Here is a 22,502-nt window from a genome sequence, read left to right on the forward strand (position 1 = left end):
ACATTGAAAGAAAAAATATCAATAACATCCATAGCCTCGCTTTCTCCTTTAGGAAGTACATTGGAAGAAACTTGGAAAGCATATCAAGATAACGACCATTACTTTACTTTAAAAGAAATAAATGGTTCTGAAACTTGGGTTGCACCTTTAGCGACATCTGCGCAAGTAATGGTAGTATCATTAAGAGGGTCTGATAGTAAATATAAAAAGTTAGATGATAGTGTGTTGTTCGCTATGGTAGCCTCTAGGATGGCTTTTGAACAATCTGGTTGGAGCAATACTTCTGATTTTGGAATCAATATGGGCTCATCAAGAGGGGCGACCAAGTTGTTTGAAGAATACCATGCAGAATATTTAGAAACTGGAGTTTCATCAACATTAAGTTCACCAACTACTACATTGGGTAATATTTCGTCATGGGTATCTCATGATCTAGGCGCAACCGGACCAGAAATATCTCATTCCATTACCTGTTCTACGGGTCTGCATTCGGTATTGAACGGAGTGGCATGGCTTAATAGCGGAATGTCAAATAAGTTTTTGGTAGGAGCCAGTGAAGCTCCGTTGACCAACTTCACCATTGCCCAAATGAAGGCATTGAAAATATATGCAAAAGCACCAACGTTAAACTCGAATTCGGAAGTCGATGACTTAGCTGTAACTGAGTATAGCCGAAGTTATCCGTGCCAAGCCTTGAATATGGAGAAAGAATACAATAGTATGATTTTAGGCGAAGCGGCATCAGTTGCGTGTTTGGAAACTGGGATTGTTGACAATGCTCTGGCTGTTATTGAAGGAGTGGGGTTTGCAACGGAAATTTTAAAACATAATACATCAATTTCCGCAAATGCCGTTTGCTTTCAAAAATCTATGAAAATGGCGTTGGATGAGATAAATCCTGCTGAGGTAGATGCCATTGTAATGCACGCACCAGGAACCATAAAAGGAGATTCATCAGAATATAATGCCATCAAAGAAGTTTTTGGTGATGATATGCCGCAATTGACTACGAATAAATGGAAAATTGGTCATACGTTTGCCACATCGGGTATGTTAAATTTAGAATTGGCAATACTCATGTTACAGAATAATGAAATGGTCTCAATACCTTATTTGAATCAGAAAACGCATGAAAAAGACCTGAAAAAAGTGCTTGTAAATGCGGTTGGGTTTGGTGGTAATGCAGTAAGTATTTTGGTTTCTAAGAAAGAATAGAAGGTGTAAATCATTAATTTAAAAACCAACAATTATTTTTTCAATTTAAATTCAGTTATTTTTGAACCCTGGTAACAACCTAAGATTATATGAGCGAAGCAAGACATAATTGGTCAAAAGAAGAAATTTTAGAAATTTACAACAAGCCTTTAATGGAGCTACTTTACGAAGCTGCAACGGTGCATAGAAAAAATCATGACCCTAATACGGTACAGGTTTCTACATTACTTTCCATTAAAACTGGTGGTTGTCCAGAAGATTGCGGGTATTGTCCTCAGGCGGCGCGTTATCATACAGATATTGAAGGAAATGATTTAATGGCCGTTTCTCAAGTAAAAGCTCAGGCGTTACGTGCAAAAGCATCTGGTAGTTCTAGGGTGTGCATGGGTGCCGCATGGAGAAATGTTAAGGATGGTCCTGAATTTGAACAAGTGTTAGAAATGGTAAGAACCATCAATAAGCTTGACATGGAGGTTTGCTGTACTTTGGGCATGATCACAGAAAATCAGGCAAAGCGTTTGGCAGAAGCTGGTTTGTACGCTTACAATCATAATTTAGATACATCAGAGGATTATTATAAAGATGTAATTTCCACTCGTGCTTTTGAAGACCGTTTAGATACTATAGAAAATGTACGTAAGAGTAATGTAACCGTTTGTAGCGGTGGTATTATAGGAATGGGAGAGGCATTGGAAGATAGAGCAGGCATGTTGGTGGCGTTGACATCATTAAATCCACAGCCAGAATCAGTTCCAATTAATGCATTGGTTGCCGTAGAAGGAACGCCAATGGAAGATATTGAGCCCGTATCTATTTGGGATATGATTCGAATGGTGGCTACAACCAGAATAGTTATGCCAGAGACTCAGGTTCGTTTATCCGCAGGTAGAACAGAGATGAGTAGAGAAGGGCAGGCAATGTGTTTCTTTGCCGGAGCAAACTCTATTTTTGCGGGAGATAAGTTGTTGACTACTCCTAACCCAGATGTAAACGAGGATATGGAAATGTTCAAAATGTTAGGCTTAAATCCACAAAAGCCGTTTACAAAAGTATCACAGCCAAAAACTGTTGAAGCAAAGGATTCTCAATTAAAACCAATGGGCGAAAAACCGAAATGGTCAAGACCGGGTCATTCAATTGAGCGTAATGAAAATGCCAAGCAAAAGGCTAAAATTGTTGAATAATACTACATTAATACATTTTTAAGAAAATATTTTCTTAACGTTAATTATCTTTGGCATCCCTAAAAAAACCAAGAGTAATTGAAGTTAGCAGACATTCCTAGGGTAAAGAATATTACTAAGGACGACTTTATAGAAAACTACTTTAAGCCTCAAAAGCCTGTTGTGTTAGAACAGGCTATTGCAGACTGGCCAGCCTTTACCAAATGGAATTTAGATTACATGAAAGAGGTTGCAGGGGATATTACTGTGCCCTTATATGATAATAGACCGGTTCAGCATAAAGACGGTTTTAACGAGCCACATGCTAAAATGAAAATGGCGGACTATGTTGATCTTTTAAAAAAAGAGCCAACCAAATACAGAATTTTTCTTTGGAATATTTTAAAGGAAGTACCTGCCTTACAGAAAGACTATGTCTTTCCGGATTTTGGGTTAAGGCTTTTAAAAGGGCTGCCAATGTTGTTTTTTGGCGGAAGAGATTCATACACCTTTATGCATTATGATATTGATTTAGCCAATATTTTTCATTTTCATTTTGATGGAGAGAAAGAAGTGGTGTTGTTTCCTCAATCTGAAACAAAGAAGCTTTATAAAGTACCACATTCTTTAATAACTCATGAAAGCATTGACTTCTCTAATCCTGATTATCAAAAGTGGCCTGCTCTAAGACATGCTAACGGTTTTAAAACAACATTAAAACATGGAGAAGTACTGTATATGCCAGAAGGGTTTTGGCATTATATGAAGTATATAACCCCGGGTTTTTCTATGAGTTTGCGTGCTTTGGCACGGAATCCCAAAAATTTAGGTAAGGCATTTTACAACATTTTGATTATGCGCCATTATGATGTATTAATGCGAAAACTCAAAGGTCAAGATTGGATAGATGCCAAGAATATCAGGGCGATTACTGACACTAATAAAAATGTTGAGGCATTAGATGAAAACTAAAGGTTCTTAGGGAATTAACTCTTGCAGTTTTTCATAGACCAAGTGACTTTCCCAGCCTCTGTATAGGAGGTAATCTGCTAATTTTTTTCTTCTTTTCTGGGTATTTGTTTCAGTAATTTGATCTAGTCTTTTTTTAGCGAGATGATCTAGGGTGGTTGAGTATGCTTCGGGTTCGATCTCTTTTAAAGCTGTAGTTATATTATATTTAGAAATATCTCTAAACTTGAGTTCACGTACAATTCTATTTTTGCCCCATTTTTTAATATTGAATTTTCCTCTCGCAAAACTTTTGGCAAAGCGCTCTTCATTTAAAAACCTGTCTTCAATAAGTTGGGCTATAATGGTATCTATAGCTATCGGTATCATACCCATATCCTTTAATTTAGAAACCACCTCTTTGTGACAACGATCTTGGTAGGCACAGTAGCTTTCTATTTTTTTAGTGGCTTCTTGAACGGTGTAACCTTTTGATTTTTGGTTCAATGAAATTTATTTAAAGTTTCCCAATATGTATCCAATAGCTATACCTATAATAACTGAAATGATTGCTACAGCTAATATACTTCCTATTAAAATGGCTAAAAATAAAATAATTTTCAAAATTGACTGTCCTATTGTTAGCTTATAAAGCTTTCCATAGACATAGGTATAATAGAGAATCAGTAATGGATAAATTATGAGATACAGACTTGGATGAATCCAAATAGAAATAAAGAATATAAAGGTAGTTGTTAAGAAACTAAATCCCTGAATGTAAGAGTTAGCTACAATATGTTCCGCATAATTGTATGGCTTTCTGTATATAAGAAAAGCCATCAAGGTGTATAGTGGTAACAGAAGTATTACTAATATATTAAAATACTTAAGCATGAATTTTGAACTTTCAGCAGATTTTGTCAGTTGCTCTGATCGAAACTCTTCATTTGTAAATGGACCTCCTATAACTTCGGCATACCAATCTAGTTGAGATTTATTAAAATTATTCATAACCGATATAAATTCTTCATCAAAAGAATTAAATACAAACAAGTTAATAGCCATGCCTATAGTTAGAAATGCAAAAGGGTTTAAGAATTTTTTACGTGTGCCGCTATAATATTCCCTAAGAAGCACTCCAGGTCTTAAAATCAAGTATTTAATGGTAACAAGGTACTTATTGTCCCACCCAATATAATTTTGAAAAGCGTCTTCTAGAATACGTTTAATCGTTATTCTTTCGGAGACTATTTTAGCACCACATTGGTTACAGTAAAATGATTGATGAACTAGAGCAGAAGAGCAGTTTTTGCAGGACATTTGTAATGGTTGGTTAGGAATTTAATTGTTAAAATACATAAAAACCCAAAAACAAAAAAAGCGACTCTGTTAGAGTCGCTTGTTTATTAATATTAGTATAATACAAATCTGATTTAAACTATCACCCCTTATAAAAAGTTGTATCCTAATACTACAGAAAGTACTTTGTAGCTTGATGATATTGCCGCGTAATTGCTTAATAATTCTCGTCTAGGATTATAATTTATCTTTATGCTAGAGTTGTTATGGGAAAAACCTATTCCAAAATTAAAGGAAGTTCGTGGTGAAATTTCAAAGTCACTACTTGTTTCAAAATCAATATTTGAATCTAAAGCGGTATCTATTTGGAACGCAGAATTTATAAATATTTTAGAATCATTACTTAGAAAAAAATAATGTCTTACCCCTAATGATGTTTCGATTGATTTGTAGTCTACGGATACTGTTTGGAATTCAAGCTGTTCTTCTCCCTTAAAACTTTGATACATTGGTTGTATAAACAAAGACCATTTGTTCTTATTAAAAGGCAATATAGCTTCTAGTTCAATTCCAAACCTTAGAGTAGTTTTATTTTCCAGACTGAAATTTGTACTTTCTTGAGGTGAAGAATAGTCCAATGATGCAGAGTTTAATCCAGCTCTTATACCTAAGTTGAAAACATTTTTGTTTTCAATTTTAGATGCTTTGCTGTCTACATATTTTGGGTTCTTGCACAGATTGTATAAATTAAAAAAAGTAACTAATTCAGTTTTTTTGTAATCTATAGACTTAACATCGTTTAGCGTTATATTACCGCATTGTAGGTTGTCCCATAATTGTTTTTTGTAGTTGGTGTTTTCTCCTACCTTATTATCTGCAGTCAGGTACTTTTTGTAAATTAATTGTTCTGTAGAAGTATTGGTGGTATTAAAAAAGAATCTTATCAGATTGCTATCTTCATAATAGAACAAGTTTGCGTCACCACTGACTATTTCTTCAAGAAATAATTTTTCAGAATTTAAGACCGCTTCTTTTGATTTACTCAGTCTTTTGAGTAGGGTTTTCGATCGATCAATTTTGACCTCTTGTCTTATATATTTCTTTCCATTATTTAATGAAAATTCGGCTATATTATTAATATATCCATTCTTAATTTCTGAATCGAAATTGGTCCTATATTCAAATGAAGTGGGATTGTTTTTCCAGCCTACATTTTTTATAAAACATTCAATTTTATTTCCTGAATTATCAACTATATAACCAGGTTCGAATGTTACTTGGGAATAAGAGGTGGTACTTAAAAGAGTGATTAATAATAAGGAGAGTGTAAATTTTAATCTAAAGAGCATAGTTGAATTTTATTACAATGATTGTAGTTATGAGAAACAAAAAAAGCGACTCCATAAGGAAATCGCTTTTTTAATTAATATATTGTTTTACCGTCTTTATTTTTAAAACGATATTCTAGATACGTATACGCATCGCGCGGTTGAATTTTAATCCATTTCTTATATTCCAAGAACCATTTTGTTCTCATTGATGGAAAACCTTTAGTAATATAGGCTGCTATAAAAGGGTGTATATTTAAAGTTATACTGCTATCCTTTTTAGGTCCTTTAAGAAGTTTTTCAAGGTCCGCTGTAATTTTATCTATTAAAACAATAGGTGCTTCCACCTGTTTCCCAGAATTATTTGGGTCCTCTTCAGTTGTTTTAATATTCATTTCAGGTCGTACCCTTTGTCGGGTAATCTGAATTAAACCAAATTTACTAGGAGGTAGTATTTTATGTTTGGCACGATCATCTTTCATTTCATCTCTAAGATGTTCAAAAAGCTTTTTTCTATGTTGTGGTTTTACCATATCAATAAAATCCACTACAATAATTCCGCCCATATCACGTAGGCGTAATTGCCTTGCGATTTCTGATGCAGACAAGAGATTTACTTCTAAGGCCGTATCTTCTTGATTTTTAGCTTTGTTTGATCTGTTGCCACTGTTTACGTCTATTACATGAAGTGCTTCGGTATGCTCTATAATTAAATAGGCGCCTTTGCTCATAGCGGCAGTGCGGCCAAAAGACGTTTTGATCTGTCTTTCGATTCCAAATTTTTCAAAAATAGGAACATTGGTGTTATAGTGCTTAACAATGCTTTCCTTTTCAGGAGCAATTTCGGCTACATATTCTTTTATTTCACTGAATAATGTAGCGTCATCAACATGTATTCCTGTGAAACTATCATTGAATACATCTCTTAAAATAGAAGATGCTCTATTAAGTTCAACAAATACTTTTGATGGTGTTTGGGCACGATGTAATTTTTTACACATTGCTGACCATTTGTTCAGCAAGTTTTCTAGATCTTTGTCCAGCTCTGCGACTTTTTGTCCTTCTGCGACCGTTCTTATGATAACACCAAACCCCTTGGGTTTAATGCTTCTAACAAGTCTTTTTAACCTATCTTTCTCTTCTTTGCTACCTATCTTTTGAGATACAGATACACGATCAGAGAAAGGAACCATTACCAAATAACGTCCGGCAATTGAAAGCTCGGAACTAATTCTTGGTCCTTTAGTGGATATAGGCTCTTTTACAATTTGAACCAATAAAGATTGGTTTGCTTTTATGACATCGGTGATAACACCATTTTTGTCAATATCGGTCTCGAACGGAAAATTACCTAAGGAGTAATCTTTTAATTTTCCTGTGCTCACTTGTTTAATGAACTTAAGCATTGAAGATAATTGAGGACCAAGGTCGTGGTAATGCAAAAATGCATCTTTCTCATAACCAACGTTTACGAACGCTGCGTTAAGACCGGTCACGGGCTTTCTTATTTTGGCAAGAAAAATATCTCCAACAGAGAAATCATTACTGTTTTCCTCTTTGTGCAGTTCAGTGAGTTTTCCGTCCTTTAACAAGGCAAAGTCAACAGATTGCGAACTAGATCTTACGATTAATTCTCTATTCACCTGAATATATTTTTAGTTGTTCCAACTATTGTATAGGGAACAAACTGATTAAACAATACCATAGACAAATACTAGTGTATTTGCCGAAATCCAAATATTGGATTTCTATGTCAATGAACGTTTTTTAAAAAGAAAAAGTAGTTTTTAAAACTACTTTTTCTTGTGTCGGTTAGCTCTTCTACGCTTCTTGCGCTTGTGTGTAGCTACCTTATGTCTCTTTCTTTTCTTACCGCTTGGCATAAAGTTCTTTTTTTAAGATTAATTATTTTACGTGTACGTTGCTCTTAACTCCTTCAACGAAAACCTTTGCAGGCTTAAATGCAGGAATGTTGTGAGCGGGTATTTTAATAGTTGTGTTCTTGGAAATATTTCTACCGGTTTTTTCAGCTCTTGTCTTAATGATAAAACTACCAAAACCTCTTAGGTAAACATTGTCACCACTTTCTAATGATGTTTTTACCTCTTCCATAAAGGATTCAACAGTTGCCTGTACATCTCCTTTTTCAATTCCCAGTTTATCTGAGATCTTCGATACAATTTCCGCTTTCGTCATCTTTCAATATTAGATTTTCTGTATGTTTTTTCGGGTTGCAAATATATAAATTAAATTCAATCTTTCTTTCTAATGGGTTAATTTTAAGTGTATAAACTGCTACTTTTATAACTTAGTATTGAAGAGCATGTCATTTTCGGGTAAAATTTTAGATTGGTATCATAAAAATAAACGTGTTTTACCATGGCGTAAAACCACTGATCCGTACAAAATATGGCTTTCTGAAATCATTCTTCAGCAAACACGTGTAGCCCAGGGAACCCCGTATTACTTAAGGTTTGTGGAAAGTTTCCCTACCGTTGGTGATCTTGCCAACGCAAAAGAAGAGCAGGTTCTTAAACTCTGGCAAGGACTTGGGTATTACTCCAGGGCCAGAAACCTACATGCTGCCGCAAAAATGGTTATGGTCGAATATAAAGGTAAGTTTCCAGATAATTATAAGAAACTTTTAACACTGAAAGGGGTAGGTGATTACACTGCCAGTGCTATTTCCTCTATTTGTTTTAATGAACCACATGCAGTTGTAGATGGTAATGTGTACAGAGTATTGTCTCGGTATTATGGTATAGATATCCCTATAAATAGTACGGAGGGTATTAAATATTTTAAGTCTTTGGCCCAAAAGGTCATGAACCCTGAAAATATAAGGGACTACAACCAAGCTATAATGGAGTTTGGTGCAATGCAATGCTCGCCCAAAAAACCTTTGTGTTTACTTTGCCCATTGAGTGATAGTTGCGTTGCTTTGGAAAAAGGCCTGGTTGATCAATTGCCAGTAAAACTTAAAAAGACAAAAGTTAGTAATAGGTACTTCAATTATCTTATACCTATATATAAGGATGCAAAAAATAATAAGTTTACCATATTGCAACAGAGAAAGGGTAAAGGTATTTGGCAAAATCTATGGGAGTTTCCATTAATAGAGTCAAAAGCATCTTTGGAGCTCAATGATGTTATTGCAGGTAGTAATGCTGTTTTTGATGGGGCGGTCGTAAAAGATATACATATATATAATGATATGGATATAGTGCATAAATTGTCCCATCAACATTTACATACCAAATTTTGGATAGTTGATATTGAGGCAGATTTAACCAATAAGATTCCTGTTGAAAAAGTAACTGAATTTCCTGTGCCGGTTTTGATCGCAGATTTTATAAAAGCATTTAAATTTTAGTACTTTTGATTTTTATATCTTTAAGTTATGAGCGGTACATTAAATAAGGTAATGTTAATAGGGCATTTAGGCGACGAAGTTAAAATGCATTATTTTGAAGGAGGCGGTAGTATTGGTAGGTTTCCAATTGCTACGAATGAGACGTATACCAATAAATCTACCGGGGAAAGGGTTACCAATACAGATTGGCACAATATAGTGGTGAGAAACAAAGCTGCTGAAATCTGTGAAAAATATCTAAGTAAAGGTGATAAGGTATATGTTGAAGGAAGGTTGAAAAACCGTCAATGGCAAGGTGAAGATGGTAATACCAGATATTCAACAGAGGTACACGTGCAAGATTTTACGTTTTTGACTACCAAAAAAGAAGGTATGCAAAATAACGGCGGAGCTGCACCTAGTCAGCAAAAACCCGTAAGTACTGAAAATAGAACGCCATCTAAATCTTCTGCACCTGTAAGTCAAGAGGATGATGATGATTTGCCATTCTAACAATATTAAATAGCAGCTATTGGATCCAGACCCCATACCGTTTTTAATGACAACATTGGTTGTAAACGGTGTTTTTGCAATGAATATAATTGTACTATGTGTACTTCTTCTTTGCTCTGCATTAATTTCAGGAGCAGAGGTGGCCATGTTTGGTTTATCCACAACCGAAATTAAAGAATTGCAAGATGAGAAAACGGCAAAAAGTGCTATTCTCATTAAACTATTGGAGCGCCCTAAAAAACTATTGGCGACCATTTTAATAGCTAACAATGCTATTAATATTGGTGTTGTTTTGTTGTTCAGTGTAATTGGTGACACGTTATTTGAAAATGTTAATCAGATATTGTTCGGGGTGGTGTCCGTTCGTTTTTTACTAGAAGTTGTGGTAGCAACATTTTTAATATTGATGTTCGGTGAAATACTGCCAAAGGTGTATGCCAATAGAAATAGAATGAGTTTTTCACACTTAATGGCTTTCCCTTTAAGGATATTGGACTTTATATTTTCACCCTTAAGTTTGCCAATGCGCTCCGGTACCTTGTTCTTATATAATAAGCTAGGTAAACAGAAATCTAATTTAAGTATCGATCATTTATCCCAAGCCCTGGATTTAACTTCACAAGGAGATACTACAAAAGAAGAAAAGAAGATTTTAGAAGGTATTGTAACTTTTGGTAATACGGACACCAAGCAAGTAATGCGTCCCCGTATCGATATTTTCGCTTTAAATGAGCAAATGAAATTTCCTGAAGTTTTGGGAGAAATTAAAAAGCATGGTTATTCTAGAATTCCTGTTTTTGGCGAGAATATAGATACTGTGAAAGGGGTTCTTTACGTAAAAGATTTACTTCCGTACTTAGACAGAAAGACCTTTAATTGGATGACCCTTATAAGAGAGCCATACTTTGTGCCCGAGAATAAGAAATTAGATGATCTCTTATCCGAATTTCAAGAAAAGAAAAATCACTTGGCAATTGTTGTTGACGAGTATGGGGGCACATCAGGTTTAGTGTCCTTAGAAGATATTATTGAGGAAATAGTTGGTGATATTAGTGATGAATTTGATGATGAAGACCTTATTTATTCCAAATTGGACGATTTCAACTATGTTTTTGAAGGAAAAACACCTTTAAAAGATTTTTACAGGGTTATCAAATTAGAGGATACGGATAACTTTGAGGAAAACAAAGGAGAGTCAGAAACCTTGGCCGGATTTGTTTTGGAAAAAGCTGGCAGTTTTCCTAGACGTGGAGAAAAGATATTGTTTGGGTCATACACTTTTGTAGTAGAGGCCATGGATAAAAAACGATTGAAACAAATAAAAGTAACCTTACCACATGAAGAGTAAGTCATTAGTAGGATTTTTTATAGTATTTCTTTTAATGCTCAGTTGTAAAGATGAGCCGGTAATTCCAAAGCCGAAAGCTAAAATGAGATTAGAGTATCCACAAGGTAAATTGGCGGACTTAGAAACCGAGAACTTCAGTTTTAAGTACAATCAGTTGGCAGAAGCAGAACCTAATGGCGATCAGGCATATACCATTTCGTACCCTGAAATGAAAGGAGCCATTTTTTTAAGTTATAAGAAAGTTGATGGTAATTTATCTCAGTTGATTCACGATTCTAAAAGATTAAGTTATGAACATGCTGCGAAAGCAGACAATATTGTAGAGCAGCCATATGTAAACCCAAATGAGAAAGTGTATGGTGCCTTGTTTGAGGTTCAGGGCAATGCGGCTTCTCAATCCCAGTTTTTTGTAACGGATAGTACTGAACATTTTTTAACGGGCTCTGTATATTTTTATTCACGGCCTAATTATGACTCCATTCTTCCTGCCGCTTCATATCTTCAAAATGATATAAGAAGTATCATTGAGACCTTAAGGTGGAAAAATAAGTAACTGATATGACCAGCCAAGACCTTTTAGATTGCCATAAAAGAATTACTCCGTTTGTTCACAATACATCCGTATTAACATCTAGATTAATTGATAAGGAAGTTAATGCCCAAGTGTTTTTTAAATGTGAAAATTTTCAAAGAGCTGGGGCTTATAAAATGCGAGGCGCTACTAATGCTATTCTACAGTTATCCGAAGAACAAAAGAAAAGCGGAGTGGTAACCCATTCATCAGGTAATTTTGCCCAGGCTTTATCTCTTGCAGCCCAGAGTGTTGGTGTTACTGCCCATATTGTAATGCCCAATACGGCTCCAGAAGTAAAAAAGGTTGGGGTTAGGGAGTATGGTGGTAAAATCTATGAATGTGAACCCACAGTAGAAGCAAGGCAGTCTTTGGCAGATGAAATAGGATCAAAAATGGGAGCAACTTTCGTGCATCCGTCCAACGATAATAATGTTATTTTAGGTCAAGGTACCGCTGCATTGGAGTTATTAGAAAAACAACCCGATTTAGATTATATATTTTGCCCGGTAGGTGGCGGTGGTCTTATTGCGGGTTCTGCTTTGGCGGTAAAACATTTTGGTAATAACTGTAAAGTCTTTGGAGCGGAACCATTTGAGGCTGATGATGCCTACCGTTCATTACAAAGTGGCAAAATTGAGAGTAACGAAACTACCAATACCATTGCGGACGGATTAAAAACGATGTTGGGAGATAAGAATTTCCCGATAATAAAAGAGCTCGTTAGCGGTATTGTAAGAATTACTGAAGATGAAATTGTAACCGCTATGAAATTGGTCTGGGAACGTATGAAAATTATCATAGAACCTTCTAGTGCCGTTACGGTAGCTGCGGTTGTAAAACAATCAATGCTACAACCGGAAATTTTTCAGAACAAGAAAATAGGTATTATCATATCTGGAGGAAATGTAGATCTTTCCAAATTACCCTTTTAAGCACTAAGTTTATTTTTTACTTAGAATTTTTTCAGCATTTGCAATACTGGAATTGATATTCTCTTTTACTTGCTTTACTTTTTCTTCCTCTTCTAAAAGCCATTTTTTCTTTTCATCGCTTAGATCTTTTCCGTTCAAAATTTCATCGGCATCAAAGCGGTCTCCAAAACCTTGCATCCAATCCATCATAGATCTATTGGCTTCTTGTAAATCTTTCATTGCCTTGAATTCAACTGATTCCACACCTAAGGAATCTGCCATTGGCTTAAGTTGACCAACAAGTTTTCCTAAAGTTCCCATTTTGGGCATGACCTCGTCATGAATGGCCATTACTTCGGACATTTTTGAAGTTTCTGTTTCCGTCTTTTTGGATTCCTTGCAGGAGGTAAAAGATATAAAGATGGCTATGGTAGCTATGTAAAGAATATTTTTCATTTTAGTTTTCTTGTGGGGTAACAGAAGTTATAGTGTATTCATAGTTTTTAACTTTTGTACCGGTAATAATTGATTTTACTTCTTCAATTGATATTAAAGAAGGGTCAAAAACGATATTTCCATTTTTATTGTTAAAACTGATATCAGCGGAAATTACGCCATCTTTCTCTTTAAGGTTGGATGCTATTTTATCTGCACAACCTTCTTGGCAAGCCATACCGTCTATACCAATTTCTACAGACTTAGTTATTCTGTTTTCTAATTTAATAATGCTCGTAGGGTTTTCTTGTGCCAATGAAACTGTTGTGGTCAAGGTGAAAACACTTATGAATAGAGCCAATATTTTTATTCTCATGATGCTAAGATTTAATGAATACTACTGTGAAGTAAATTCAGTTATAGCGTAAAGATACCAATTATGTAAAATCCATTTAAAAATCATTTGTAAAAATAAGTAGCTAACCAGATGATTTTTTTGGAAAAAACCTCACTTTTGTTCTAAATCTAAACAATTGAAGAATATAGATCAAAAATGGATTTACCTAATAATTCTGTCATTTATTTGGGGTTCATCCTTTATTCTTATTAAAAGATCATTAGTAGGTTATACGCCATTACAGGTAGGTGGGTTGCGCATTGTTTTTGCATCATTGCTTTTGTTTGTGCTGGGATATAGATCATTGAAAACCTTATCTAAAACAGATTGGAAATGGGTTGTTATAGCAGGGCTCTGTAGTTCGTTTTTTCCACCTTTTTTCTTTGCACTTGCACAAACGGAAATCAGTAGCGGCATCACCTCAATTTTAAACTCGGTAGCACCTTTGTTTACAACAATGGTAGGTATTGCTCTTTTTGGTTTAGCGTTAAAAGGAAGACAGGTGATTGGTGTTCTCATTGGTCTTTTTGGTACTGTGGTACTAATAGCTGCCGGTATGGAGAATAATACGGATCAAAATTATTGGTATGCCTTCTTTATTATATTTTCTGCATTAGGGTATGCATTCAATATTAATATTATTAAGAAATATTTGTCTCATTTGAGTCCGTTGGCGGTTACCACGGCAAGTTTTGGTGTTGCGTTTTTTCCTGCTTTGATCATTCTTATATATTCTGGAGTATTTAGACAGTTTGCCGGTAACGGTGCTATGTATGAAGCGGTGTGGTATGTTATGGCGCTGGCATTTTTAGGTACCGCTTTGGCAAATATTCTGTTCAATAAATTAATAAAGTTATCTAGTCCGGTATTTGCGGCATCGGTAACCTACTTAATTCCCTTAGTGGCTGTTTTATGGGGTTTTTTGGATGGAGAGAATATTAGTATACTTCAATTGTTGGGAGGTATTATTATCTTATTTGGGGTATGGCTAGTGAATAGAAAAAAGTTAGTTTGGCAAAAATAACTACGTGAACTGTAACAATATCTTCATATCGTTGTCTTTGAATTGAACTAATCAAAAAACTGAAGATCATGAAAAAAATAGTATTTGTCATATTGGCGGTCACTTTTGCGATCGGTAATATTCATTCTCAAGAAAAAACGTTCAACGTAAAGTCATTTGATAAACTAATTGTAAGTCCGCATATTGAATTGAATCTTGTAGAGGGTGAAGAGGAAAATGTGGTTATTGACAATGCAAAAGTTCCTTTAGAAAAGATAAATGTTGAAGTTGAAGGAAGAACCTTAAGACTGTATTTGGAAGGGGCTAAAGTGGTTACAAAATCTGAACGTATTTCAAATGATAACTGGCGCGGTAGTAAACCTTTGTACAATGGTACCATGGCTACTATTACCGTCACATATAGAAAATTGGAAAATCTTTCTGTAAGGGGAGAAGAGATCGTAAGGTGTAAGAATCTTTTTAATGCAGATGATTTTAAAATGTCCTTGTATGGTGAGGCAAAAGTTTATTTTGATGAGGTTTCTATAGATGAATTGACCGTGGCAATTTATGGTAGTAGTTATTTGGAAATTGGCGGAGGTAATGTAGCTCGTCAGGTTTTTAGGGCTTATGGTGAAAGTGAAGTAAATACTGAAAGTATGATTGCCGATGAAACTAAAATTACTGCTTACGGAGAAAGCAATTTTAGAGTGAACGTAGTAGATAGGTTGAAGGTAACTTGCTATGGAGAAACAAATGTAAATTATACCGGTAACCCAGATGTGGACAAGGGCTTAATATTTGGTGAAGCCAGAATTAGAAAGATAGGTTAGAAGAAAGTAATTGTTTAAAACAAAAAACCCGCTTTTTAGCGGGTTTTTTTAGTGATGGTATGCTATGTTATTCAAAATCGGATGGAGAAACGCCATCGTTGATCTTGATTTCAGAAACTATGAATTCAAATGACTGAGGACCCACGGTCTGTATAATTTTGAAAGGGAACATAATGCCAGACACCTCTTTGTAATCCTCAAAATTAGTGATGCTTGAGATTTGTTGTCCTTGCATTTCATTTGTGGTGATCTCTTGAAGTTTCAATCCAGTTTCCACATCATAGAAAGCAGATTTCTTTTCGTTGATCGTAACTTTATAGGCATTTTTGTCACCTACCATTTCCATTCCTTCTAAAGAAAGTGATTTAGCCTTTAGGTACTGAAGTTCGGATATCGGGGTAGATTCTCCTTTGAAAGTAACAATTTCTTCTTCGCCAAGATCTTTACGTTGACCTTGTACAACCATATAACCGCTATCACCATTAAGAACTTGCTTGCTAACTGAATTTCCCATCATTTGTACATCTTGCATCAATTGGTAATTAGATGTTTTTTTGATGTTTAGGTTAAGCTTCATGCCCTGCATTTCAGCTTCGGCCATCATGGCGAATGTTTTTACGCTTTCAAGTTTGTCTTTTCCGCCAACAGCTGCTACATACTTTTCAATGATCGATTGTGCAGATACACCTTCCGGTACGGTAACTTCATAGTTGGGTGTTTCAACGCGATCTGCAGTTTTTGAATATGCAAGTACAGGCAATTTTTTTCCTTTAAATTGTACGTTCTGAAGGTTGCTTAGAATCTCACTTCCTTTGCCAACAACAATTACACGGGCGTTATCAACATTGAAGTATTTTTTTGCGGCAGCCTCAACTTCTTCTTTGCTGATCTTTTCCAATTTTTCTAAAAAAGTCTTGTAGAAATCTTTTGGTAGATTTTCCTTTTCAACGTTCAGAGCATATCTGGCAATAGTCTCTGGGTCTTCAAGAGCCATAATAAAACTACCGGCATATAACGCTTTGGTGTTTTTTAATTCCTCATCTGTAACAGGTTTAGAGGTTATAAGCTCAAGCTCTTTTAACATTTCAACTACGGAACTATCGGTTACCATATTTCTAACTTCTGCAGATGCCCTAAATCTAGACGGGCCATATTTGTCGTTCCCAATAGAAGAATAGGCACCGTAAGTGTAACCCTTGTCTTCTCTTAAATTAGAATACAACCTGCTATCAGATCCTCCGCCCAATATTTCGTTGGCTAAAAGTGCGGCGATATAGTCATCGTCCTTCATTTTAAGATTTACGATATTTTGTACCGTAATTTCAGATTGAACCGCATTGGGCATATCAATAAAATTGATCTGGGTATTTGGTACGTTCTTTGGTTGAGAGTAAGAGAAGCTTGGTGGTACCGCTTTGGTCCAAGAGGTAAAGTATGTTTCGGTCAATGTTTTTACTTCATCAAAATTTACGTCACCTATTACAATTAAATAAGCATTGGCGGGAACAAAGTATTCTCGATAAAAATCTTCAACATCGGCTAGGGTAACATTGTTTACGGTTGACTCTGTCGTGAATTCCCCATAAGGATGATTTTTACCATAAGCTAAGGCTCTTTGCGCTCTGCTAGATATAGATGAAACCACTTTCTCTTCAGATTTAAGTCCGGTAATAAGTTTGTCTTTTTCTTTATCAAATTCCTCCTGCGTAAATTTTGGATTAATAGCGGCATCCGCCATAAGTTCCATCATTCTTGCAAAGTATTTTGAAAGCGACTGAGCATATGCCCCTTGTGAGCTAAAATAAAGTCTAGCACCTAAAAAGTCGATTTCTTCGTTAAAGGCTTCTTTTGTTATGGTTTTTGTGCCTTGTCCCAAAAGACTGCCGGTTAAACTGGACATACCGGCCTTGTTACCTTCTAAAATTGGAGGATTATCAATGGATAATTGAATAGATACCCTTGGAAGTTTATGATTTTCTACCACTAGTACTTTTAAACCGTTATTCAGTTTAAAGGATTGTGGTGTGCCTAAATTTACTTCAGGAGCAGGTCCTGGTGTTGGCATTACTGTACGGTCTACTTGTGCCTGTATGGCAATAAAGGAGAACAATGCTAAGAGTAATATATATGTATTTTTCATGGTCGTGTTTAGTTTGCGGTATTTTGTTCAGGTAAATATTCTAGTACCAATCTTTGGTTGGGTTTCAAATACTTTTGGGCCACTTCTTGGATCTCTTCTCTGGTTATGGATCTGTAAACTTCTATTTCTTTGTTGATCAAAGAAGTATCCCCATAGAGCATATAGTATTCAGCAAGTGAGTTTGCAATGCCCTCAACGCTAGAATTACTGTTTACAAACTGGTTCTCAAACTTATTCTGTAGTTTTTGATAATCGTTTTCGGAAATTAAATCAGTTCTCAATTTCTCTACTTCCTCTTCAATAGAGTTGTTAAGAGTGTTTAAACCTGTTTCACCTACGGGTAGCGCAAAAATGATGTACATACCATAATCTTCTAAAGTAACGGGTATGGCACCAATTTGTAAAGCCTGCTTTTCATCGTCTACCATCTTTTTATATAGTTTGGATGATGGTCCGTCGCTGAGGTAGGTGGAAATCATTTCTAAAACTTGGCTGTCTCTATTTCTGAGTCCCGGAGTTCTATACGCGATCATAGAAGCCGGAATCTGAATGTTGGAGTCATAAGCTTTTGCATTGATTTCGGTAGTTATAGGGTCTTCTTTAGGGAAATTTCTGGTGATTTCTGCACCTTTTGGAATATCCTTGAAATAATCGGAAATCAATTTTTTGGCATTGTCTTTCTCAAAATCCCCGGCAATGACCAATACGGCATTGTTTGGAGAGTAAAACTTTTTCTTAAAAGCAATAAATTCGTCTAAAGTAGCGGCATCTAAATCTGCCATTTTGCCAATTACGGTTTCTTTATATGGATGATTTTGAAAAAGGTTTTTCTTGATATTTTCTATAAATTTACCATAGGGAGAATTATCGACACGAAGCCTTTTTTCTTCTTTAACAACTTCATTTTGAGTATCTACCCCTTTTTGATTGATAACTGGGTGCAGCATTCTCTCAGATTCTAGCCAAAGACCTAATTCTAAATTGTTAGAGGGGAATACTTCGTAGTAGTAGGTTCTGTCCTCATCAGTGGTAGCGTTTCCTGAGCCACCGTTAGAAGAAACAATTTTGTCCCATTCCCCTTTTTTAATATTCTCGGTTCCCTCAAAGAGTAGGTGTTCAAAAAAATGGGCAAAGCCCGTACGTTGTTGATCTTCATCTTTAGATCCTACATGGTATAGCACCGAAATGGAAATTAGCGGTGCGGTGTTGTCTTGGTGTAAGATTACATGTAGGTCATTGTCTAGGTCATACTCTTCAAAAGCGACCTCTTGTGAGATTCCGGCAAAAATGGAAAGGCACATTGCCGAAACCAGTAGTGATTTCATTTTCATTGAAACTGTATTAGGTTAGTGTTTAAATACTTTGTTCCATTGGTATATTTAAATACCATTTTGTTACAATAATTTTTGTTTTGTAGGAACAATCTTCAAATTTAGTATTCTTTAACATATTATTTGAAATTATTTATTGTTTATTCATTATCTTAAAAGAGTAAACAAAAATAAAATTAAGATGAACAATTTCGCCCTTCCTATAAGATTTGGTATCGCCGCCAGTGGTAGTTTAATCGCTTATTTTTTGGTGTTGTCTTTGTTTGGTCTTCATGTAAACGTTTTTTATAGCCTGTTCAATGCAGTTATTACAGGGTTTGCCATTTATGAGGCCATAAAATATTATAAACTAAAAAAGGGAGATACGTTTAATTACTCGGGCGGTTTCATGGCCGGCTTGATCACCGGTGGTGTAGCAACCTTGCTATTTACACTTTTCTTTGCCATATATTCCACAGAGCTACAACCCGGTTTTTTAGAACAATTATCAACAAGGTGGGCAAATACCTATAAAAGTTTTGAGGCTATTGTTTTTTTAGTAGTAGCCACTATGGGCTTTACAACAAGCCTGGTTTTAACACTTGCTTTTATGCAACTGTTCAAGACTTCGAATACTACAAAAATAAAGAGCGTATAAAATTCTACAAAAACGCTTGTAAATTCACGATTTAGAACTATATTTGCACCCGCCTATGGAAAAAATCCATCAGGTTTAATAATACATTTAACAATATGTACGCAATTGTAGAGATGGCAGGGCAGCAGTTTAAAGTTGCAAAAGACCAGAAAGTGTACGTTCACCGTTTGCAAGTAGAAGAAGGTAAGAAAGTTACTTTTGACAACGTTCTTCTTTTAGATGATGGTTCGAGCGTAACTATCGGCGCCCCGGCTATAGACGGAGCCGCAGTAGAGGCTAAAGTCGTGAAGCACCTAAGAGGTGACAAAGTAATCGTTTTTCATAAGAAAAGACGTAAAGGTTACAAAAAGAAAAATGGACATCGTCAATCTCTTACCGAGATAGTGATCGAGTCTATTATTTCTAAAGGAGCTAAGAAAGCAGAAACTAAGAAAGCAGCACCAAAAGCTAAGAAGGCAGATGGTAAAGCGGCACCAGTTGATGTTTCTGTAGCATCTAAACCAAAAGCAAAGAAAGCTTCTGGTAAAGGTGATGATTTAAAAAAGATTGAAGGTATTGGTCCAAAAATAGCCGAAACCTTAAATAATGCAGGTATTTCTACTTTTGCTGATTTAGCAAAAACAGACGCAGCTAAAATTTCTGAAATTATTGCTGACGTTCGTGGAAATCACGTAACCGATACTTGGCCAAAGCAAGCTGAATTAGCTGCTGACGGTAAATGGGACGAGTTACAGAAATGGCAAGACGAATTAGACGGTGGTGTAGCTAAATAAGCTAGGTCATCAAAGTATAATAATATTTAAAACCTCAGACAATGGCACATAAGAAAGGTGTAGGTAGTTCTAAAAACGGTAGAGAATCAGAATCGAAACGATTAGGAGTTAAGATTTTTGGTGGTCAAGCTGCTATCGCTGGTAACATTATCGTTAGACAGCGTGGAACAAGACATAATCCTGGTGAAAATGTTTATGCAGGAAAAGATCACACATTACACGCACGTGTAGATGGCCTAGTGAAGTTTGAAAAGAAAGCAGGTGGAAAATCATATGTTTCCATTGAGCCTTTTGAAGCTTAAGCTTAAGACAAGTTATTTAAAAAACCCTCTTCAATACTGAAGAGGGTTTTTTTATGGAATAATTTTAAATTGAGTCAGCAAACTCTATATTCTTGGAGAGTTGTGGATGTAGAAGTAGGGTATTAATCAATTGGATGTTAGTATTCGGCTCGTTGTTCCGGATTACCTTTATAGAAGCTCCGTAGGTACCACCATATTCCTCGTAATTGTCAATATAAAAATTGTGCTTTTTAATATATAAATCCTTTAATTCTATTTGTTTATTGTCGATTAGTTTAATCAAATTTTTTGAAAGATGGTTGATAATAGTTTTTTGTTTTTTATTTAGACAATACACTGAAGGTATTAGTGCTCGTTGTTTGAATTCTAGCTTTATAAGAATTTTTCCTTTCGGTACGTAATCTCTGGTATGTCTTTTGTGAGCTTTTAAATGCTCCAATAACCTTTTTTTTAAATCGTTTTGATAAGTATTCCGTAAAATTTCTAGTTCTAACTTAATATTATTAGGAATGTCCTTTTCAATAGTTTCTCGCCAATTACATAAAACAGGCAAGTGGTGTTTGATTAGGTAATCTAAATAACTCTTAATTTCTTTTATTTTTTGAATTTTCCCTTTATTCTCATCATCGAAATAAGAGATTCTAAGCTTTTCATTATGCTCTTTCCATTCTAAATATTTCTTAAATTGTTGTTCGTTTAATATAGATTTTTTAAAAGATTTTTCTAATTCCCATTCTTCAAATTCGCTCAAAATTTCTCCTTTAAAATCTTTACTAGTTTTGTTTTCTCTGTAATTATAAATTAGTTCGGCTTGCTCGTTAGTTAAATTAAGAGATTCATTCATATTAACTATCAATTCTATTTGACCTTTTTTAATCCAATCTTCATTTAATTGATCTACCCTGTAAAACTCTTTTAATTGTTCTTGGTTTAGGAAAGTTTTTAATTTTTCATGGGCTATTTTTACATATAAATTACGCCTATGGTTTATTTTATAATCTTCTACTTTGTAACCAGATTTATCACTTGTTTCCCATTGAATTTTTTGCAGTATTTCTTGAAGTTCTACTAATTCATTGTCACTCAATTTTAAAGAAGCGTATTCCTTTTGTTTGATTTCAAATCTTCTTTTTTCAAAATCTTGTTTTTCGTAATTACTTTTTACCTCTTGTTTTATTTCTCTAAATTGACTTCTTTGTTTAACGTTTAATTTTCTGTAAATGGTCTTATAATAACGACAGCGTTCTGTGTTTTCATCATAATCAGGATTAATACTCCATGTATAATCTTTAAGCCACTTATAGGTGAGTTCATCAATTTCAAGAATCTGCCTTTTGGATAAATTTAAATGCTCGCCATACTGATCTGTAAATGTTATTGTATTCTTAATTTTGGGATGGGCCATAGCGTAAGAATGTAATGAACAAGGTAATTCACTTTATATATAAATAATTTAGAGTAGTTACAATAACTTCTCCCCAATCTCAAACCACGTATTCACACGTTCAAACCCTTCTGTATTTACGTTGTGTGGAGATGTAAATTGTATACTTCTACCCTCAAAAATTTCTAGGTTAAAACTTCTGTCGTCAATAAGAACATCTCCTTTAAGAATGTGCTTATGACCACATAAAATGCGATTTTGCCAAGGAATAAAAGGAAAGTGTTCATCTAACCATTCACTTTTCTCTTCTAATGAATTAGGAAATTGCATAGCTGCAGATGCTATATATACCTCATGCTTATCGGCTAATCTTGCAAGTATTTCTTGACTGCCTGCAATCGGCTTTAAACTTCTAAAAAAGCCTCTTCTAGTGGCGTGCTTTCTAACACTGTCCTGGTGTGCTTCTGGCACCAATTGCCAAACCTCTGAGCCTTTACATATTTCTGAAGTGAGCTCACCTTTAAACTCTGTATTGTAAATTTCTATATGGGCACCGTAGGTATCGGCTATGACCTCGTCCATATCAACAAATATTATCATAGTGCTATATTTTAAA

General features: G+C 35.1%; 24 protein-coding genes. 13 read left to right on the forward strand and 11 right to left on the reverse strand.

The window, feature by feature from the left end:
* The first annotated feature begins 3 nt into the window (after nt 1-3).
* The 3 genes from B2Z27_RS18865 to B2Z27_RS18875 all read left to right on the forward strand — a co-directional run bounded on the left by B2Z27_RS18865 (nt 4) and on the right by B2Z27_RS18875 (nt 3,350).
* Nucleotides 4-1,215: a beta-ketoacyl synthase N-terminal-like domain-containing protein gene (locus B2Z27_RS18865; RefSeq protein WP_286814840.1), complete on the forward strand. Its 1,212-nt coding sequence runs from the start codon at nt 4-6 to the stop codon at nt 1,213-1,215.
* 89 nt (nt 1,216-1,304) lie between these two features.
* Nucleotides 1,305-2,399 carry a biotin synthase BioB gene (gene bioB / locus B2Z27_RS18870; protein WP_074670361.1) on the forward strand — a complete coding sequence of 365 codons (1,095 nt, stop codon included), beginning with the start codon at nt 1,305-1,307 and terminating at the stop codon, nt 2,397-2,399.
* 78 nt (nt 2,400-2,477) lie between these two features.
* Nucleotides 2,478-3,350, forward strand: coding sequence for a cupin-like domain-containing protein (locus B2Z27_RS18875; protein WP_286814841.1), 873 nt, complete (start codon nt 2,478-2,480; stop codon nt 3,348-3,350).
* Nucleotides 3,351-3,356: 6 nt separating this feature from the next.
* Here the strand turns inward: B2Z27_RS18875 and B2Z27_RS18880 are convergent, their stop codons facing one another.
* From B2Z27_RS18880 to B2Z27_RS18900, 5 genes are all read right to left on the reverse strand, one after another.
* A complete protein-coding gene (locus tag B2Z27_RS18880) occupies nt 3,357-3,833 on the reverse strand; it encodes a regulatory protein RecX (protein WP_286814842.1) in 477 nt (158 codons plus the stop codon).
* A 6-nt stretch (nt 3,834-3,839) separates the two neighbouring features.
* Entirely contained in the window at nt 3,840-4,646 is an 807-nt protein-coding gene (locus tag B2Z27_RS18885; protein ID WP_286814843.1) for a DUF3667 domain-containing protein, read from the reverse strand.
* Nucleotides 4,647-4,774: 128 nt separating this feature from the next.
* Entirely contained in the window at nt 4,775-5,974 is a 1,200-nt protein-coding gene (locus B2Z27_RS18890) for a tRNA modification GTPase (protein WP_286814844.1), read from the reverse strand.
* Nucleotides 5,975-6,048: 74 nt separating this feature from the next.
* Complete coding sequence (locus tag B2Z27_RS18895) at nt 6,049-7,596, reverse strand: Rne/Rng family ribonuclease (RefSeq protein WP_071340549.1); 1,548 nt, start codon at nt 7,594-7,596, stop codon at nt 6,049-6,051.
* A gap of 262 nt (nt 7,597-7,858) precedes the next feature.
* Entirely contained in the window at nt 7,859-8,149 is a 291-nt protein-coding gene (locus B2Z27_RS18900; RefSeq protein ID WP_027065813.1) for an HU family DNA-binding protein, read from the reverse strand.
* Between the two features lie 127 nt (nt 8,150-8,276).
* Between B2Z27_RS18900 and mutY the strand changes: the two genes are divergently transcribed.
* Genes mutY through B2Z27_RS18925 form a run of 5 tightly spaced genes read left to right on the forward strand, consistent with a single transcriptional unit; the run spans nt 8,277 to nt 12,672 of the window.
* Nucleotides 8,277-9,326, forward strand: coding sequence for an A/G-specific adenine glycosylase (gene mutY, locus B2Z27_RS18905; RefSeq protein WP_286814845.1), 1,050 nt, complete (start codon nt 8,277-8,279; stop codon nt 9,324-9,326).
* A 27-nt stretch (nt 9,327-9,353) separates the two neighbouring features.
* A complete protein-coding gene (locus tag B2Z27_RS18910) occupies nt 9,354-9,818 on the forward strand; it encodes a single-stranded DNA-binding protein (RefSeq protein ID WP_058104872.1) in 465 nt (154 codons plus the stop codon).
* Nucleotides 9,819-9,837: 19 nt separating this feature from the next.
* A complete protein-coding gene (locus B2Z27_RS18915; protein WP_058104873.1) occupies nt 9,838-11,166 on the forward strand; it encodes a gliding motility-associated protein GldE in 1,329 nt (442 codons plus the stop codon).
* The gene (gene gldD, locus B2Z27_RS18920; protein ID WP_058104874.1) at nt 11,156-11,719 is read left to right on the forward strand and encodes a gliding motility lipoprotein GldD; all 564 of its coding nucleotides are present in this window, start codon (nt 11,156-11,158) and stop codon (nt 11,717-11,719) included. The genes B2Z27_RS18915 and gldD overlap by 11 nt, the downstream gene beginning before the upstream one ends.
* Nucleotides 11,720-11,724: 5 nt before the next feature.
* The gene (locus tag B2Z27_RS18925) at nt 11,725-12,672 is read left to right on the forward strand and encodes a pyridoxal-phosphate dependent enzyme (protein WP_286814847.1); all 948 of its coding nucleotides are present in this window, start codon (nt 11,725-11,727) and stop codon (nt 12,670-12,672) included.
* A 9-nt stretch (nt 12,673-12,681) separates the two neighbouring features.
* Here B2Z27_RS18925 and B2Z27_RS18930 read toward each other — a convergent pair whose 3' ends face one another.
* Nucleotides 12,682-13,107: a hypothetical protein gene (locus B2Z27_RS18930; RefSeq protein WP_058104876.1), complete on the reverse strand. Its 426-nt coding sequence runs from the start codon at nt 13,105-13,107 to the stop codon at nt 12,682-12,684.
* Between the two features lies 1 nt (nt 13,108).
* Complete coding sequence (locus B2Z27_RS18935) at nt 13,109-13,462, reverse strand: heavy-metal-associated domain-containing protein (RefSeq protein WP_058104877.1); 354 nt, start codon at nt 13,460-13,462, stop codon at nt 13,109-13,111.
* Between the two features lie 157 nt (nt 13,463-13,619).
* On the opposite strand from B2Z27_RS18935, the gene B2Z27_RS18940 reads away from it, so the two are divergent.
* Both B2Z27_RS18940 and B2Z27_RS18945 read left to right on the forward strand, forming a co-directional pair.
* Nucleotides 13,620-14,507 (forward strand): DMT family transporter, encoded by an 888-nt coding sequence (locus B2Z27_RS18940; protein ID WP_286814848.1) that lies wholly within the window; start codon nt 13,620-13,622, stop codon nt 14,505-14,507.
* Between the two features lie 68 nt (nt 14,508-14,575).
* Complete coding sequence (locus B2Z27_RS18945; RefSeq protein ID WP_058104879.1) at nt 14,576-15,319, forward strand: head GIN domain-containing protein; 744 nt, start codon at nt 14,576-14,578, stop codon at nt 15,317-15,319.
* Nucleotides 15,320-15,386: 67 nt separating this feature from the next.
* Here the strand turns inward: B2Z27_RS18945 and B2Z27_RS18950 are convergent, their stop codons facing one another.
* Nucleotides 15,387-17,459, reverse strand: a complete 2,073-nt coding sequence (locus tag B2Z27_RS18950; protein WP_286814849.1) for a M16 family metallopeptidase — start codon at nt 17,457-17,459, stop codon at nt 15,387-15,389.
* A gap of 8 nt (nt 17,460-17,467) precedes the next feature.
* Nucleotides 17,468-18,790, reverse strand: coding sequence for a M16 family metallopeptidase (locus tag B2Z27_RS18955; protein WP_286814850.1), 1,323 nt, complete (start codon nt 18,788-18,790; stop codon nt 17,468-17,470).
* Between the two features lie 181 nt (nt 18,791-18,971).
* On the opposite strand from B2Z27_RS18955, the gene B2Z27_RS18960 reads away from it, so the two are divergent.
* The 3 genes from B2Z27_RS18960 (at nt 18,972) to rpmA (ending at nt 20,502) form a co-directional block, all read left to right on the forward strand.
* Nucleotides 18,972-19,427 (forward strand): DUF4199 domain-containing protein, encoded by a 456-nt coding sequence (locus B2Z27_RS18960; RefSeq protein ID WP_058104882.1) that lies wholly within the window; start codon nt 18,972-18,974, stop codon nt 19,425-19,427.
* A gap of 95 nt (nt 19,428-19,522) precedes the next feature.
* Nucleotides 19,523-20,200: a 50S ribosomal protein L21 gene (gene rplU, locus B2Z27_RS18965; RefSeq protein WP_058104883.1), complete on the forward strand. Its 678-nt coding sequence runs from the start codon at nt 19,523-19,525 to the stop codon at nt 20,198-20,200.
* A gap of 41 nt (nt 20,201-20,241) precedes the next feature.
* Nucleotides 20,242-20,502 carry a 50S ribosomal protein L27 gene (gene rpmA / locus B2Z27_RS18970; protein ID WP_013992723.1) on the forward strand — a complete coding sequence of 87 codons (261 nt, stop codon included), beginning with the start codon at nt 20,242-20,244 and terminating at the stop codon, nt 20,500-20,502.
* A 64-nt stretch (nt 20,503-20,566) separates the two neighbouring features.
* On the opposite strand, the gene B2Z27_RS18975 is transcribed toward rpmA, so the two are convergent.
* Both B2Z27_RS18975 and B2Z27_RS18980 read right to left on the reverse strand, forming a co-directional pair.
* Entirely contained in the window at nt 20,567-21,907 is a 1,341-nt protein-coding gene (locus B2Z27_RS18975) for a hypothetical protein (RefSeq protein WP_286814852.1), read from the reverse strand.
* Nucleotides 21,908-21,964: 57 nt separating this feature from the next.
* Nucleotides 21,965-22,486 (reverse strand): 5' nucleotidase, NT5C type, encoded by a 522-nt coding sequence (locus B2Z27_RS18980; protein ID WP_286814853.1) that lies wholly within the window; start codon nt 22,484-22,486, stop codon nt 21,965-21,967.
* Between the last annotated feature and the right edge of the window lie 16 nt (nt 22,487-22,502).

Origin of the sequence: Maribacter sp. UBA3344, assembly GCF_002362375.1 — a bacterium.
Lineage (GTDB): Bacteria > Bacteroidota > Bacteroidia > Flavobacteriales > Flavobacteriaceae > Maribacter > Maribacter dokdonensis.

What these genes read in the sequence shown, in the direction of transcription:
- bioB (WP_074670361.1), top strand. Translation starts at nt 1,305, where the DNA reads ATGAGCGAAGCAAGACATAATTGGTCAAAAGAAGAAATTTTAGAAATT.
- B2Z27_RS18885 (WP_286814843.1), bottom strand. Translation starts at nt 4,646, where the DNA reads ATGTCCTGCAAAAACTGCTCTTCTGCTCTAGTTCATCAATCATTTTAC.
- B2Z27_RS18890 (WP_286814844.1), bottom strand. Translation starts at nt 5,974, where the DNA reads ATGCTCTTTAGATTAAAATTTACACTCTCCTTATTATTAATCACTCTT.
- B2Z27_RS18900 (WP_027065813.1), bottom strand. Translation starts at nt 8,149, where the DNA reads ATGACGAAAGCGGAAATTGTATCGAAGATCTCAGATAAACTGGGAATT.
- mutY (WP_286814845.1), top strand. Translation starts at nt 8,277, where the DNA reads ATGTCATTTTCGGGTAAAATTTTAGATTGGTATCATAAAAATAAACGT.
- B2Z27_RS18910 (WP_058104872.1), top strand. Translation starts at nt 9,354, where the DNA reads ATGAGCGGTACATTAAATAAGGTAATGTTAATAGGGCATTTAGGCGAC.
- gldD (WP_058104874.1), top strand. Translation starts at nt 11,156, where the DNA reads ATGAAGAGTAAGTCATTAGTAGGATTTTTTATAGTATTTCTTTTAATG.
- B2Z27_RS18925 (WP_286814847.1), top strand. Translation starts at nt 11,725, where the DNA reads ATGACCAGCCAAGACCTTTTAGATTGCCATAAAAGAATTACTCCGTTT.
- B2Z27_RS18930 (WP_058104876.1), bottom strand. Translation starts at nt 13,107, where the DNA reads ATGAAAAATATTCTTTACATAGCTACCATAGCCATCTTTATATCTTTT.
- B2Z27_RS18935 (WP_058104877.1), bottom strand. Translation starts at nt 13,462, where the DNA reads ATGAGAATAAAAATATTGGCTCTATTCATAAGTGTTTTCACCTTGACC.
- B2Z27_RS18945 (WP_058104879.1), top strand. Translation starts at nt 14,576, where the DNA reads ATGAAAAAAATAGTATTTGTCATATTGGCGGTCACTTTTGCGATCGGT.
- B2Z27_RS18950 (WP_286814849.1), bottom strand. Translation starts at nt 17,459, where the DNA reads ATGAAAAATACATATATATTACTCTTAGCATTGTTCTCCTTTATTGCC.
- B2Z27_RS18955 (WP_286814850.1), bottom strand. Translation starts at nt 18,790, where the DNA reads ATGAAAATGAAATCACTACTGGTTTCGGCAATGTGCCTTTCCATTTTT.
- B2Z27_RS18960 (WP_058104882.1), top strand. Translation starts at nt 18,972, where the DNA reads ATGAACAATTTCGCCCTTCCTATAAGATTTGGTATCGCCGCCAGTGGT.
- rplU (WP_058104883.1), top strand. Translation starts at nt 19,523, where the DNA reads ATGTACGCAATTGTAGAGATGGCAGGGCAGCAGTTTAAAGTTGCAAAA.
- rpmA (WP_013992723.1), top strand. Translation starts at nt 20,242, where the DNA reads ATGGCACATAAGAAAGGTGTAGGTAGTTCTAAAAACGGTAGAGAATCA.
- B2Z27_RS18975 (WP_286814852.1), bottom strand. Translation starts at nt 21,907, where the DNA reads ATGGCCCATCCCAAAATTAAGAATACAATAACATTTACAGATCAGTAT.
- B2Z27_RS18980 (WP_286814853.1), bottom strand. Translation starts at nt 22,486, where the DNA reads ATGATAATATTTGTTGATATGGACGAGGTCATAGCCGATACCTACGGT.